Source organism: Sphingomonas sp. (assembly GCF_042096255.1).
Classification (GTDB): Bacteria; Pseudomonadota; Alphaproteobacteria; order Sphingomonadales; family Sphingomonadaceae; genus Sphingomonas.
This window is the reverse complement of record NZ_JBELLZ010000089.1, coordinates 1-13,125: the sequence shown is the minus strand read 5'-3', so window position 1 is coordinate 13,125 and position 13,125 is coordinate 1. Positions and strand designations below refer to the sequence as shown.

The following is a 13,125-nucleotide window of genomic DNA, read 5'->3' as shown; positions in this document are numbered from 1 at the left end:
GCCGTCTGCTCGACCGCGCCGGCGGCGACGTGGCGGGGCAGGATCCGGGAGAGGAAGGCATTGCGCCTTGGCCAGCGCTGCCGCCGCGCCTTCATCGCGGCGTCAATCTCACCGACGGTCAGGGGCGGGAAGGCGCCGGGAAAGCTGGACGTAGCGCGCGCGGCGAAGGCGAGTTCGGCCGGATCGGCAAGCGAGTCCACCGGCTGCCCGCGATCCGAGAAGTCGATCACCACCCGATGTTCGGTCTCCACCACCTCCGGCGGCGAGTGGAGCTTTAGCCGCTCGGGATGGCCGGTAAAATCGGTGACGGTGACGAACAGATCGAGCGGCTGGCGCGCGGGCAGCAGGCGGGGGCCGCGTTCCGCCGCCGCCATCGCGGCGAACGCGTCGAGGAGCATGTTGGTGAAGCCGGCGCCGCTGAACGGCGGCTCGAACCAGCGAGAGCGGATGAAGTGGGAGAGCTTGCGACGGACCTCCTCGCGGGTCGTCTCGTCCGCGTCGTCCAGCGCCGATTCGCTGCGCCCCGCTGCCATCCAGGCGAGTGGCAGTGCCCATACTTTGGAAAAGCGCGATGGCGGCGCGGCCGAAGGATCGATCAGCGCCTCGACATCCGCCGAGTCGAGCCATAGCTCGGTGAGCGGTTCGAGCGACTGGCCCGACGCGATCGCCTGGCCCAGGAAGATACCATTGATGCCGCCGGCGCTGGCACCCGCGACGATGTCGATAAGCACGCGCAACAGGGTGTCGCTGCGGCCTGCGATCTCGTTCAGCAGCTCGGCATAGACCGTGGCGGTAGGAGAGGGCGGGGCGGTGCCGGCGTTCACCGCGCAGCTCGCGCGGGCGAGGTGCCACAGCTCCTTGGTGATGCCGTGCATGTAGACGGCAAGGCTGATCCCGCCGTAGCAGACCAAGGCCAGCCGGAGTTCCGCCTCCCGGACCACGCTCACGCCAGGTCCGCCCAGATCGGCAGGTGATCCGATGCGGTGCGCGAGGCCGGAGAGGCGTGGACACCGCACGCGGCAACGCTGAGGTCCCGCGAGACCATGATCCGATCCAGCCGGCCAATCGGCCGGCGCGCGTGGAAGCTGGGACCGGTTTCTGCATAGCAGAAGCCATGGCTGAAATCGCGCAGGCAACCGCCCGCGCGGGTCCATTCGTTGAGATCCCCCATCATCACGGTGGGATGCCGTTCGACGCAGCTGTCGACGTGCGCGAGAATGGTGGCGGCCTGGCGCCGACGCCAGAGGCCGGACAGATCGAGGTGCATGCCGACGATGCGCAAAGTGCGGCCGTTCACCGAAACCTCCGCCATGACCGCGCCGCGCGGCTCCAGCGCGGGGAGGTGGATCACCTCGCAGCCCAGTACCCGCGCCGTCTTGCGGACCAGCAGCACATTGCCGTGCCAGCCCATGCTGCCGGCGCGAACGCCGAAGGTGACCGGCTTCCAGTGGCCATGCTCGTCGAGCAGATGGAGCGGCAGCACTGCCTGCCGCGCGCCGAAGCGGCGATCGGCTTCCTGAAGCGCGATCACGTCCGCATCGATCTCGCGCAGCACCTCCAGGATCCGCTCCGGATTGCGGCGGCGGTCGGTGCCGATGCCCTTGCGAATGTTATAGCTTGCGACGCGGATGGTCATTCCGGTGGCGCAACGCTGTGGGGGTGGTGCCGGTTGCAGGGATCGAACCCGCGACCTTCGGTTTACAAAACCGCTGCTCTACCAGCTGAGCTAAACCGGCGTGGCGATGGCCGATAGCGACGCGGTTCGTCCGCGCCAAGACCATGCCGATCAATCCGCTGCCGCTTCCTGCCAGTGCGGGTAGGTGACATAGGCGGTGACGGCGCCCGCATCGTGCGCGCGGATCGTGACCTTCGCCCCCTTTGGCATGTAGACGAACTCGCCCGGCCCGGCGGTGACGGTGCCGGCATCGGTGGTGACCGACAGCTGCCCCTCCAGCACGATCATCACGTCGTCCACCGCCATTGTCTCGTCGAGCGAGGCTCCAGGACCATAGCGGCCGTAACCGATCGTGATCGGGCCACCGTGCCGCTGGTCCACGACGTTGCCGGTCCAGACGTCGCCCTCTTGGCCGGGAGAACGCTCGAAGCTGGCGTCGGCGAGGGCGAGCTTGCGGACGGTCATGGGGATTCCTCCTGAGCTGGGGGCGAGATGCGAGGCGAATACGCTTCAGCGGACGCCGAAGGTCCAGCCTTCGGTGCGCGCGATGTGCGGCGTGAGCGCGGCAGGGTGCCAGAGGGCGGGATCGTGCGCGACGGTGCGCAGCCAGGCGGCGGTCAGCAGAACGTCGGCCTTGTGGTCGTCCACTGGACCGCGGCGGCCTGTGATTGCGCCGCCGAGAGACGCGAGCGCCGCATCCACCTCTTCCCAGCTCCGCATCTTGGCGCGCCCCTTGCGGCGGCCCGCAGCGATCGCGGCGATCGTGGTGTAGATTTCCACCACCATCGAGCCCTGCCGCGGTAGCGAATCGAACGGCCAGATTGGCAGCCGGCCGTCCAGCCGCTGAAGCACGCGCATGCCGGTGAGGCTGGACTTGCCGACCTGCGCCGCACCGACAAGATTGAGGTTGCTGTAGGGATTGAGCCCCTGTTCGCGCTGCGCCTGTTCGGTGACGCGCAGACGGCCACGGCCGCTGAAGAACTCGCCCTTGCGACCGGCGTGACGGCGGAAGTGGCGGGCCGCTTCGGGATGATCGACGAAGCTGGTGGCGGAGAGGTGCGGATCATCGCGACAGATGCGCTCTACCATCTGCCAGAGCGTACGGGCGTCCGGCGGCGTGTCGCTCCAGCCCGGAAAGAAGGCACCCTCGTCGACGAAGGGGAGCGCAGTGCCGAGATCGAAGCCGATCAGAGTGTCGTCCGGCATGTCGCCGAGCAGCCAGTCGAGCACCTCCTGACGCGACCAGACGTGATCCGGACGAACCAGCGCCGGCGCGCTGGTGCCGATAGCTGCAATAGCAACGGCGATGCCGCGCTGACGCTCGCCGACTGCGCCCGACCAGTCGATCGCGGCGAAGTGGCGAAAGGGGCCGGGGACGATCACTCGCCGCTGGCGCGACCTTCGCGCTGTTCTGCCCACCAGGCCATCCGCTCGCCGATGCGCTTCTCAAGCCCGCGCTCGCTGGGCTCGTAGAAGGTCTGTGGCGTCATCTCCTCGGGCCAATAGTCCGCGCCGGAGAAGGCGCCGGGCGCGTCATGGTCATATTCGTAGCCGCGGCCATAGCCCAGGTCGCGCATCAGCCGGGTGGGGGCGCCGAGGATGTGCTTGGGCGGGGAGAGCGAGCCGTGCTCCTTGGCCGCGCTCCACGCCGTCTTCTGCGCCAGAAAGACCCGGTTCGATTTGGGCGCGGTGGCGAGATAGAGGCAGGCCTGGACGATCGCGAGTTCGCCCTCGGGCGAGCCGAGGAAGTCGTACGCTTCCTTGGCGGCGATGCACTGCGCCAGCGCCTGCGGATCGGCGAGACCGATGTCCTCCACAGCGGCGCGGGTGAGGCGGCGCAGCACGTAAAGCGGCTCCTCCCCCGCGGTGAGCATGCGCGCGAGATAATAGAGCGCCGCCTGCGGGTCCGAGCCGCGGATCGACTTGTGCAGCGCGGAGATGACACCGTAATGGCCCTCGCGGTCCTTGTCATAGACCGCCACGCGGCGCTGGAGGAAGGCGGAGAGCCCGGCTGGGTCGAGCGGTGCGGGCAGGTCGCTCGCGAACAGGGTCTCGGCCTGGTTGAGCAGGAAGCGGCCGTCGCCATCGGCACTGGCGACCAGTGCGGCGCGGGCCTCCTGGGTGAGCGGCAGCGGCCGCTCCAGCAGCGCTTCCGCGCGCTCCAGCAACTGTTCCAGCGGCTCGCGGCCGAGCCGGTGGAGGACCAGCACCTGCGCGCGGCTGAGCAGCGCGGCGTTGAGCTCGAAACTGGGGTTCTCGGTGGTGGCGCCGACCAGAACCACGGTGCCATCCTCGACGAACGGCAGGAAACCGTCCTGCTGGGCGCGGTTGAAGCGGTGGATCTCGTCCACGAACAGCAATGTGCGCTTGCCGATCCGCGCATGGTCGCGTGCCTCGGCGAACACGCGCTTGAGATCCGCGACGCCCGAAAAGACCGCCGAGATCGAGGCGAAGCGCAGGCCCACCGCATCGGCGAGCAGCCGCGCGATCGTGGTCTTGCCGGTGCCGGGCGGGCCCCAGAGGATGATCGAGGACAGGCGCCGTGCCGCCACCATCCGGCCGATCGCTCCCTCCGGTCCGGTGAGGTGTTCCTGGCCGACGACCTCGGCGAGGCTGGCAGGGCGCAGGCAGTCCGCAAGCGGCGCATCGGGGGGTGCAGCGGGCTCGGGGGGAGCGGGTTCGAAGTCGGCGAACAGATCGGCCATCCTGGCAAGATAGGCGCCTTCGCAAGAATGCACACGCGGGCTCTTGCGCCCGGCCAGTCGTGATATATCTTGGATGCATCACGACAGGAGTTCGCATGTTTCACCATCATATGCACGGCCGCAGCTGCGGCCCGCGCGGGGGCGGCTGGAGCCGTGGCCCGTTCCACTTCAGCTGGGATGGCGACGGCAGCCGCAGCCGGCGCATGTTCGACAGCGGCGAGTTGCGCTTCGTGCTGCTGCGGCTGATCGCCGACCAGCCGCGCCACGGCTACGACCTGATCCGCGCGATCGAGGAGATGACCGGCGGGCGTTATGCGCCGAGCCCGGGCGTGGTCTATCCGACACTCTCGCTGCTGGCCGAGATGGGCCATGTTGCCGAGCAGCAATCCGACGACACGCGCAAGCGCTTCGCGATCACCGACGGTGGCCGCGCCCATTTGGAGGAGAACCGCGACATGGTCGACGCGCTGATGGCGCGGCTGACCGATCTCGGCGCCGAGGCCAAGCGCACCGACGGTGCGCCGATCCGCCGTGCGATGACCAACCTGGGCGTTGCGGTGCGCGAGCGACTGGCGCGCGGCGACTTCTCCGAGGACACGCTGCACGATGTCGCGGCGCTGATCGACGAGGTCGCGCAGAAGATCGAGCGGCTGCGGTGAGCGTTTCGATCGCACGGGTGCCGACCCGCTCGGCCAGCCGCTACCTTCAGCAGCTCGCCAAGCACTGGAGCCACAAGATGGCGGTGCGCTTCACCGAGGAGGAGGCGGAGATCGAGTTCCCGAACGGCGCGCGCTTGGAACTGAAGGCAGACAGCGAGACGCTGGACGTGGCGCTGACCGTGCCGGAGGGCGAAGATGACGCACGGATGCGACAGGTGGTGGCAGAGCACCTCGACCGCTTCGCCTTCCGTGAGGCGCCGCTGACTTTCGACTGGCGGTAGGGTCGGTCCTCAGCCGAGCGTCAGGTGGGCGTCGAGCACCGCCTGGTTGACGCGGTCCCACACATAGCCGGCCGCCTTGTGGTGGCCGGCCTCGCCCAAGGTCCGCCGCAGATCCGGTGCGCGGGCGATCCGCTCGATCGCATCGGCATAGGCGGCCACGTCACGGGACGGGACCAGGAAGCCGGTCCCTCCCTCGTCGACCAGGTCGATCGCGCCGGTGGCGCGCGCCGCCACCACCGGCACGCCGGCGGCCATCGCCTCGAGCGTCACGTTGCCGAACGTCTCGGTGACCGACGGATTGAAGAACACGTCCATCGACGCGACCGCGCGGCCCAGGTCGTCGCCCGACTGGAAGCCCGCGAACACCGCGCCGGGCGCCTCGCCAGCAAACCAGTCGCGCGCCGGGCCTTCGCCGATCACCAGCACCTTGTGCGGCACGCGGCGGCGGGAGAGCTCGCGTACCACCTCGGCGAAGATGTCGAGGCCCTTTTCCTTCACCAGCCGGCCGAGGAAGCCGATCGCCGCAACGTCGTCGGCGATGCCGAGGCTGCGACGCCAGGCGAGGTCGCGGCGCGCCGGGGTGAAGCGGGCATGGTCGATCCCGCGCGACCAGATGCCGACCGGCGTGGTGACCCCCCATTCGTGCAGCAGCGCCGCCATGCTGCCGCCGGGCACCATCACGCGATCGACCCGATTGTAGAAGCGGGTGAGCAGGCGGATGATCAGCGGCTCCGCGAAGGCGAGGCCGTAATAGCGCGGGTAGGTCTCGAAGCGGGTGTGGAGCGAGGCGACCACCGGGATGCGGTGCTTCCGTGCCCAGGTGACCGCGCGGTGGCCGAGGATATCGGGCGCGGAGACGTGGACGCGGTTGGGTGCGAACGCCTCCAAGTCGGCGCGGACGGTCGCGGGCAGTCCGCGCGCGATCTTATACTCGCCACGCCCGCCCGGAACCGGCAGCGCGGGCACGTCGACGAGGTCGCCGGTGGGCGCGAAAGCCGGCTTGGCGACCGTGGGCGAATAGACCCGCATCGCCGCGCCCTGCGCCAGCAGGTGGCCGACGAGAAGGTTGAGCGCCTGGTTCGCCCCGTCGCGAACATAATTGTAGTTGCCGCTGAACAGGGCGATGCGGAGGTCCGAGGGCTGCATGGCCGCCGCCTAGCGGCCGATTGGGGCGGGAAAGCGGACGCTCAGCCTGCGACTTCGCCCTTCAGGCGGACGCGGCGGATCCGCGGCTCGCGATTGAGCTTCGCCTCGCTGCGGATCGCCTCACGCAGTTCGTCGCGCTTGTCGTGGATCGAGGCGATCACCGGGCCCATCGCGACGCCGAGATCGACCAGCACCGCCTCCGACAGCTGGAGCGAGCTTTCCAGCGTCTCCGGCACCGCATCGGTGACGCCGGCGCGATAGAGTTCGGCGGCGTGGCGCGGATCGCGGGCACGCGCGATGATCGGCAGGTCGGGCGCGAGCGCACGCACGCGACGGGCGAGGCGGACCGAGAGGACGGGATCGTCCATGGTGAGGATCAGCGCGCGCGCATTGGCGAGATCGAGCCGGTCGACCAGTTCGTTGCGCACCGCGTCGCCGAACAGCACCGGATGGCCAGCGGCACGGGCGGATTTCACCGAATCGATGTCCGCCTCGACAGCAAGATAGGGCTGATTGTGGGTGGCGAGCATGTCCGCGACCATGCGGCCGACACGGCCGAAGCCGATAATCACAGTGCGTGCCTCCGCGGAGGCAGGCTCCTCAGAATCGGGCTGCGCCTCCAGCTTGCGCGACAGCGCGACGCCCGCCTTGGCAAGCAGGGGCGTGATGGTCAGGCCGATCGCGGTGACGGTCTGCCAGAAGGCGACGGTTGAGGACTGGATCAGCTGCGCCTGCGCGGCGACACCGAGCACGATCAGTGTGGTCTCGGACGGGCTGCCCATCAGCAGGCCCGTCTCCGCCGCCACCCCGCGGCGAGCGTTGGCGACACGCAGCAGCAGGTAGGTGACGATCGACTTGACCGCGACCACGCCTGCCACCGCGGCCAGGAGGGAGGGCCAGCTTTCCAGGATCGAGCGCAGATCGACGCTCATCCCCACGGTGATCAGGAACACACCCAGCGCCAGGCCCTTGAATGGCGCAGTCACCACCTCGACTTCGCTGTGGTACTCGGTCTCGGCGATCAGCAAACCGGCGAGCAGCGCGCCGACGATCGGCGACAGGCCGGCGGCAGTCGTGGCCACCGAGGCGACGATCACGACGAGGAGGGCGGCGGAGAGGAAGAGTTCGGGGCTTTTGGTGCGCGCCGCCTGCGCGAACAGGCGCGGCAGCAGCAGGCGGCCCAGGCCGTACATCGTGATGACCGTCACGCCGCCCGCGAGTGCGACGCCGGCGATCGCCTCCCAACCGCCTTCGGCGGTGGGGGCGAGCGCGCCCAGCGCGAAGATGATCGGGACGAGCGCGAGATCCTCGAACAGCAGCATCGCGAACGCCGCGCGTCCCACGGCGCTGTGCGTGCCGGCGAGCGGAATGACGAGGGCAGTGGAGGACAGCGCCAGCGCTAGGCCCAGCCCGATCGCGCCGGGCCAGCCCTGCCCGAGCATGTGGAGCGCTATGCCGATGATGAGGCCGGAGCCGATTAGCTCGGCCGCACCGGTTCCGAACACCAGCCGGCGCATCGTCCACAATCGCTTGAACGACAGCTCCAGCCCGATCGAGAAGAGCAGCAGGATGATGCCGAACTCGGCGAACGGTTCGATCACGTCCGGGCGCGAGATGGTGACATAATAGAGCCACGGTGCTTCGCGGACCAGCGTCCCGAGCCCGTGCGGGCCGACCAGCATCCCGACCAGGATGAAGCCGATCACCGGGCTGATCCGGAAGCGCGCGAAAGCCGGGATCACGAGTCCCGCGGCGCCGAGAACGACGAGAGCGTCGGAATAGCTGGGATTGTCGAGACCGAGCGCCATGCGCCCAACTAACGAGAAGCGTGACCGCTTGTCAGCCCCGTGACGGCGACGAAATGACTTGATCGCCTCCGCTCGAACCTCAAGCCGAGGCTCTCAGGCGCTCCGACCGGGGCGGCGGTCCCGCCATGTCGCGACCACGCCGGTGAGCAGCACCGCGACCACGGCCAGCAGATAATAGAGCGCGTGCCCGCCGCCGACGCGATCCCAAACGAGAGCGAGCATGTAGGTGATCACCACGCCGGCGGCGAAACAGTCAAGGCTGTGGCGGCCGATCGTGCCGATCGCGCGGAATGGCCGTAGGCGGAGCAGGGGGCCGGCGATCGTGAGAAGGCTTGCATAAAGCAACAGCACCAGCAGCGCATGGCCGAGCCGCAGCAGGTGGAGGCCGTGCCGCGGTGAGAACAGCGTCGGCTCGACCTGCCAGATCTTGGCGAAGGCGGCGACGACGAACAGGCCGATGAGGATGGCGAGCGCCGCCCAGTTCCGCTCCAGCCAGGCGAAGACGCGAGAGTGGACGCGCCAGGCGCCCAGCGCCATCGGCACGAAGAACAGGGCTTGCCAGCTGAGCAGCTTGAGCAGGCCATCGTCCCTGCCGTCCGGATCGAGCGCAATCCGACGGATGATCAGCACCTGCGCGGCGACGTAAAGCAGCAGCGAGAGCGCGACCATCAGCGCGGGCGAGCGGCGGTGCAGCGCGATCGCCACCGGCGCGGCGAGCATGAGGATGATGTAGAGCTGGAGGATGTCTAGCAGGCGCGGCGCGTGCTGGAGCGTGGCGAAGTCGATCGCCGCCTGCACGGGCGTGGTGAGGAACGGCGTGAGCTGCCAGAACGCCAGTTCGGCCGGCGTCATGATCGCGGCGAGCGGCAGCACCAGCGCGAGCAGCGCGAGATCGTAGAGCCACAAGGTACCGGCGCGGCGCAGGATGGCGCGGATGGGTGCAGGCCGGGCGAGATAGACCAGCCCGACCATGTAGCCGGACAGGAAGACGAACAGTTCGGCCGCGGTGGAATAGCCGTAGCGCGTGGGCGTGGGGATGAAGCCGCCGCGCAGTCCGCCGGCCTCGACCGCCTGGGTCAGGTGGTTGAGGACGATGGTGAGGATCGCGAAGCCGCGGAGAATGTCGATCCGCGGCTCGCGGGGAACGGGCGAGGCCCCCTTCATGCTGTGGGGGGCCCCGCCGCGGGCTGGCCTTAGGCCCAGCTGGCCATCTTGGCTTCGAGGTTGACGCGGATCGCCTCGAAGAACTGCTCGGTGGTCATCCACTTCTGGTCTGGGCCGATCAGGATGGCGAGGTCCTTGGTCATGTCGCCGCTCTCGACGGTCTCGATGCAGACCTGCTCCAGCGTCTCGGCGAAACGGGTGACGTCGGGCGTGTTGTCGAAGCGGCCGCGGAACTTGAGGCCGCCGGTCCAGGCGAAGATCGAAGCGATCGGATTGGTCGAAGTCGCCTTGCCCTGCTGGTGCTGGCGGAAGTGGCGGGTGACGGTGCCGTGCGCGGCCTCCGCCTCGATAGTTTTACCGTCCGGGCTCATCAGCACGCTGGTCATCAGGCCGAGGCTGCCGAAGCCCTGCGCCACCTGGTCCGACTGGACGTCGCCGTCATAGTTCTTGCAGGCCCAGACGAACTCGCCGTTCCACTTGAGCGCGCTGGCGACCATGTCGTCGATCAGGCGGTGCTCGTAGACGATGCCCAACTCCTTGAACTGGTCCTTGAACTCCGCCTCGTACACCTCGGCAAAGATATCCTTGAAGCGGCCGTCATACGCCTTGAGGATGGTGTTCTTGGTGCTGAGGTACACCGGCCACTTGCGGTTGATGCCGTAGTTCAGGCTGGCGCGAGCGAAATCGCGGATCGACTCGTCCAGGTTGTACATGCCCATCGCGACACCGGCGGCGGGGAAGTCGAACACCTCGTGCTCGATCTCTTGGCCGTCCTCGCCCGTCCACTTCATGGTCAGCTTGCCCTTGCCGGGCACCTTGAAGTCGGTGGCGCGATACTGGTCGCCGAAAGCGTGACGGCCAACGACGATCGGGTGGGTCCAGCCGGGGATGAGGCGGGGAACGTTCTTGATCACGATCGGCTCGCGGAAGACCACCCCGCCCAGGATGTTGCGGATCGTGCCGTTGGGCGACTTCCACATCTTCTTGAGCTTGAACTCCTCGACGCGCGCCTCGTCCGGGGTGATCGTGGCGCACTTCACGCCGACGCCATACTTCTGGATCGCCTTGGCGCTGTCGACCGTCACCTGATCGTCGGTGGCGTCCCGATGCTCCATGCCGAGGTCGTAATAATCGAGGTCGATGTCGAGATAGGACTTGATCAGGCGCTCGCGGATCCATTCCCAGATGATCCGGGTCATCTCGTCACCGTCAATCTCCACGACGGGGGTCTTCACCTTGATCTTCGCCATGCTCGCAAGTCCTTCGGATGAGGAGGGGTTGCTGGCGGCGATAGGCAGGATGGGGCGGGGGATCAACCGCGCCGGCTGCGTTGTGCGCGCGGCGCGGGCGCGCTACACGGGGGCGATGACATCGCTTCATCCGCGCGGCGAGGCGCCGCTGCCGACCACCACCGTCAAGTGGCGCTTTCCGGCGATCCATCCCGAAGGCATGAAGTTCGGCGCGATCGCCTTCGGGCTCACCCTGCTGCTCACCCTTGTGTCCAAGGTCCTGTTCTGGCCGATGCTGGGGGTGACCGCCTGGGTGTTCACCTTCTTCCGCGATCCGATCCGCGCGACGCCGGTGGGCGAGGAGCTGATCGTCGCGCCCGCCGATGGGCTGGTGACGATGATCCAGCGCGTGCCGGTGCCGCGCGAACTGGCGAGCGAACTGGGTGCGGCGCCGCTGGTGCGCGTGTCGATCTTCATGAGCGTGTTCGACGTGCACATCAATCGCACCCCAATCGCGGGGACGATCCGCCAAGTGGTCTATATATCCGGCAAGTTCCTCAACGCCGATCTCGACAAGGCGTCGGAGGAGAACGAGCGCCAGCATTTCGTGGTGGAAGGGTATGACGGCCGCAAGATCGGCTTCACCCAGATTGCCGGGCTTGTCGCGCGGCGGATCGTCGGCTTCGTCAAGGTGGGCGACATGGTGGCGGTCGGCCAGCGCGTCGGCCTGATCCGCTTCGGCAGCCGGGTGGACGTCTATCTGCCCGACGATTGCGTGCCGCAGGTGGCGTTGGGGCAGCGCTCGATCGCGGGAGAGACGGTGATCGGGCGGGTCGGCGGCGTGCCGGTCGCGGCGATCACGCAGTGAGGCCGCCGCGCCGCCCGGTGCGCGGGCTACCGCTGCGTGCGGTGGCGCCCAATGCGGTCACCGCGCTGGCGCTGTGTTCCGGGCTGAGCGGCGTGCGCTTCGCCATCTCGGGCGAATGGCAGACCGCGGTGGCGATGGTGATGGTCGCCGGCGTGCTCGACGGCATCGACGGGCGGATCGCGCGGCTGCTTCACGGCGAGAGCCGGTTCGGGGCCGAGCTCGATTCGCTGTCGGACGCGATCTCCTTCGGCGTCGCGCCCGCGCTGATCCTGTACCTCTGGTCGCTGTCGTCGCTGCCGCGGTTCGGCTGGGTGGCGGCGCTGATGCTGGCGGTGTTCTGCGCGCTGCGGCTGGCGCGGTTCAACGCGCAGATCGATGCGGCGGAGCAGCCGATGAAGACGGCGGGTTTCCTGACCGGCGTGCCCGCACCTGCAGGAGCAGGCCTGGCATTGCTGCCGCTCATGATCTGGATGTGGGCGGACGTGCCGATGCTGGCCTCGCCGCTGGTGATTGCACCCTGGACCGCGTTCGTCGCGCTGCTGATGGTCTCTCGGGTGCCGACCTACAGCTGGGCTTCACTGCGGCTGCGCCGGTCGATCCGCTTCGAGGCGCTGGCGGGAGTGGTGCTGTTCGGCGCCGCCCTTGTCTCCGCGCCGTGGCAGACGCTGAGCCTGCTGGCGCTCGCCTATCTCGTGCTGATGCCGTTCAGCGCGACCAGCTGGGCGCGGGTCAAGCGGCTGCGCGCGACGGTGACGCCGGCCGCGCCGGCGCCACCTGCCAGTGCCTGACCAGACGGCGACGAACAGGTGCGACATCCAGCGGGGCGAAATGGCCGCTGCGCCCGGCAAGGGCGTCGGCCACCCTATCCAGATTGGGCAGGATGGTCGCCAAGATCGCGAAGATCGCGCATGCAAGCGCGAGACCGAACAGAAGAATTCCAAGCATCGTCATCACGTTCGCCTCCAAATCTCACGCGAACCTGCAGCGGCAACCCGTAAGTGCGACGCCCGTTCCATCCGGATCGGGTCTATTCGTCACATTTCGTCCATGTTTTCCGTCGCTTGATCGCCAGACACGTCAAGTTCATGCTCTGTTCTTTCACTTGTTCCACATCCGTTCCGCACGGTCAACCGTTGCGCGCGGAAAAATCTTCCGCTAAGGGCGCGCGCTCAACCCGCATGGGAAGCATCATAGCCCGGTGCCAGGGATCGTCCCCGGTCATCCGCTTCCCAGAGGCATAACCGGAAAGGAATGATCCTATGGCGGCTCCCGTCGTCACCATGCAGCAGCTCGTCGAGACCGGCGCGCACTTCGGCCACCAGACCCACCGCTGGAACCCGAAGATGAAGCCCTACCTGTTTGGCGAGCGCAACGGCGTTCATATCATCGACCTCAGCCAGACCGTGCCGCTGTTCGCGCGCGCGCTGGACTTCATCAGCTCCACCGTCGCCGGCGGCGGCAAGGTACTGTTCGTCGGCACCAAGCGCCAGGCGCAGGATGCGGTGGCCGATGCCGCCCGCCGTTCGGGCCAGCATTTCGTCAACCACCGCTGGCTGGGCGGCATGCTCACCAACTGGAAGACGATCTCGA

14 protein-coding genes and 1 tRNA gene are annotated in these 13,125 nt (G+C 68.2%); 5 read left to right on the top strand and 10 right to left on the bottom strand.

Features of this window, described 5'->3' with window-relative positions:
• The 6 genes from ACFDTH_RS14575 to ACFDTH_RS14550 all read right to left on the bottom strand — a co-directional run.
• Positions 1–941 (bottom strand): patatin-like protein (locus ACFDTH_RS14575; protein WP_375288281.1); only part of this gene is annotated, 941 nt, incomplete at its 3' end.
• A gap of 2 nt (positions 942–943) precedes the next feature.
• Positions 944–1,636: an endonuclease/exonuclease/phosphatase family protein gene (locus tag ACFDTH_RS14570; protein ID WP_375288280.1), complete on the bottom strand. Its 693-nt coding sequence runs from the start codon at positions 1,634–1,636 to the stop codon at positions 944–946.
• Positions 1,637–1,660: 24 nt separating this feature from the next.
• A tRNA-Thr gene (locus tag ACFDTH_RS14565) sits at positions 1,661–1,736 on the bottom strand.
• Between the two features lie 50 nt (positions 1,737–1,786).
• Complete coding sequence (locus tag ACFDTH_RS14560; protein WP_375288279.1) at positions 1,787–2,140, bottom strand: cupin domain-containing protein; 354 nt, start codon at positions 2,138–2,140, stop codon at positions 1,787–1,789.
• A gap of 45 nt (positions 2,141–2,185) precedes the next feature.
• Positions 2,186–3,058: a hypothetical protein gene (locus ACFDTH_RS14555; RefSeq protein WP_375288278.1), complete on the bottom strand. Its 873-nt coding sequence runs from the start codon at positions 3,056–3,058 to the stop codon at positions 2,186–2,188.
• Positions 3,055–4,380 carry a replication-associated recombination protein A gene (locus ACFDTH_RS14550; RefSeq protein WP_375288277.1) on the bottom strand — a complete coding sequence of 442 codons (1,326 nt, stop codon included), beginning with the start codon at positions 4,378–4,380 and terminating at the stop codon, positions 3,055–3,057. Before ACFDTH_RS14550 ends, ACFDTH_RS14555 begins: the two co-directional genes overlap by 4 nt.
• A gap of 95 nt (positions 4,381–4,475) precedes the next feature.
• Here ACFDTH_RS14550 and ACFDTH_RS14545 point away from each other — a divergent pair, with 95 nt between their 5' ends.
• Together ACFDTH_RS14545 and ACFDTH_RS14540 are read left to right on the top strand one after the other, a co-directional pair.
• A complete protein-coding gene (locus ACFDTH_RS14545) occupies positions 4,476–5,039 on the top strand; it encodes a PadR family transcriptional regulator (RefSeq protein WP_375288276.1) in 564 nt (187 codons plus the stop codon).
• Entirely contained in the window at positions 5,036–5,320 is a 285-nt protein-coding gene (locus tag ACFDTH_RS14540) for a DUF2218 domain-containing protein (protein WP_375288275.1), read from the top strand. Before ACFDTH_RS14545 ends, ACFDTH_RS14540 begins: the two co-directional genes overlap by 4 nt.
• Positions 5,321–5,329: 9 nt before the next feature.
• Here ACFDTH_RS14540 and ACFDTH_RS14535 read toward each other — a convergent pair whose 3' ends face one another.
• The 4 genes from ACFDTH_RS14535 to ACFDTH_RS14520 form a co-directional block, all read right to left on the bottom strand.
• Positions 5,330–6,466, bottom strand: coding sequence for a glycosyltransferase family 4 protein (locus tag ACFDTH_RS14535; protein WP_375288274.1), 1,137 nt, complete (start codon positions 6,464–6,466; stop codon positions 5,330–5,332).
• 41 nt (positions 6,467–6,507) lie between these two features.
• Positions 6,508–8,274, bottom strand: coding sequence for a cation:proton antiporter (locus tag ACFDTH_RS14530; RefSeq protein ID WP_375288273.1), 1,767 nt, complete (start codon positions 8,272–8,274; stop codon positions 6,508–6,510).
• A 93-nt stretch (positions 8,275–8,367) separates the two neighbouring features.
• Complete coding sequence (gene opgC / locus ACFDTH_RS14525) at positions 8,368–9,438, bottom strand: OpgC domain-containing protein (protein ID WP_375288272.1); 1,071 nt, start codon at positions 9,436–9,438, stop codon at positions 8,368–8,370.
• A 29-nt stretch (positions 9,439–9,467) separates the two neighbouring features.
• A complete protein-coding gene (locus ACFDTH_RS14520) occupies positions 9,468–10,688 on the bottom strand; it encodes an NADP-dependent isocitrate dehydrogenase (RefSeq protein ID WP_375288271.1) in 1,221 nt (406 codons plus the stop codon).
• Between the two features lie 115 nt (positions 10,689–10,803).
• Between ACFDTH_RS14520 and ACFDTH_RS14515 the strand changes: the two genes are divergently transcribed.
• The 3 genes from ACFDTH_RS14515 to rpsB form a co-directional block, all read left to right on the top strand.
• Positions 10,804–11,535, top strand: a complete 732-nt coding sequence (locus ACFDTH_RS14515; RefSeq protein WP_375288270.1) for a phosphatidylserine decarboxylase — start codon at positions 10,804–10,806, stop codon at positions 11,533–11,535.
• Positions 11,532–12,323, top strand: coding sequence for a CDP-alcohol phosphatidyltransferase family protein (locus ACFDTH_RS14510; protein ID WP_375288269.1), 792 nt, complete (start codon positions 11,532–11,534; stop codon positions 12,321–12,323). Before ACFDTH_RS14515 ends, ACFDTH_RS14510 begins: the two co-directional genes overlap by 4 nt.
• A gap of 471 nt (positions 12,324–12,794) precedes the next feature.
• On the top strand, positions 12,795–13,125 hold a 331-nt coding region (gene rpsB / locus ACFDTH_RS14505), incomplete at its 3' end, for a 30S ribosomal protein S2 (RefSeq protein WP_375288268.1).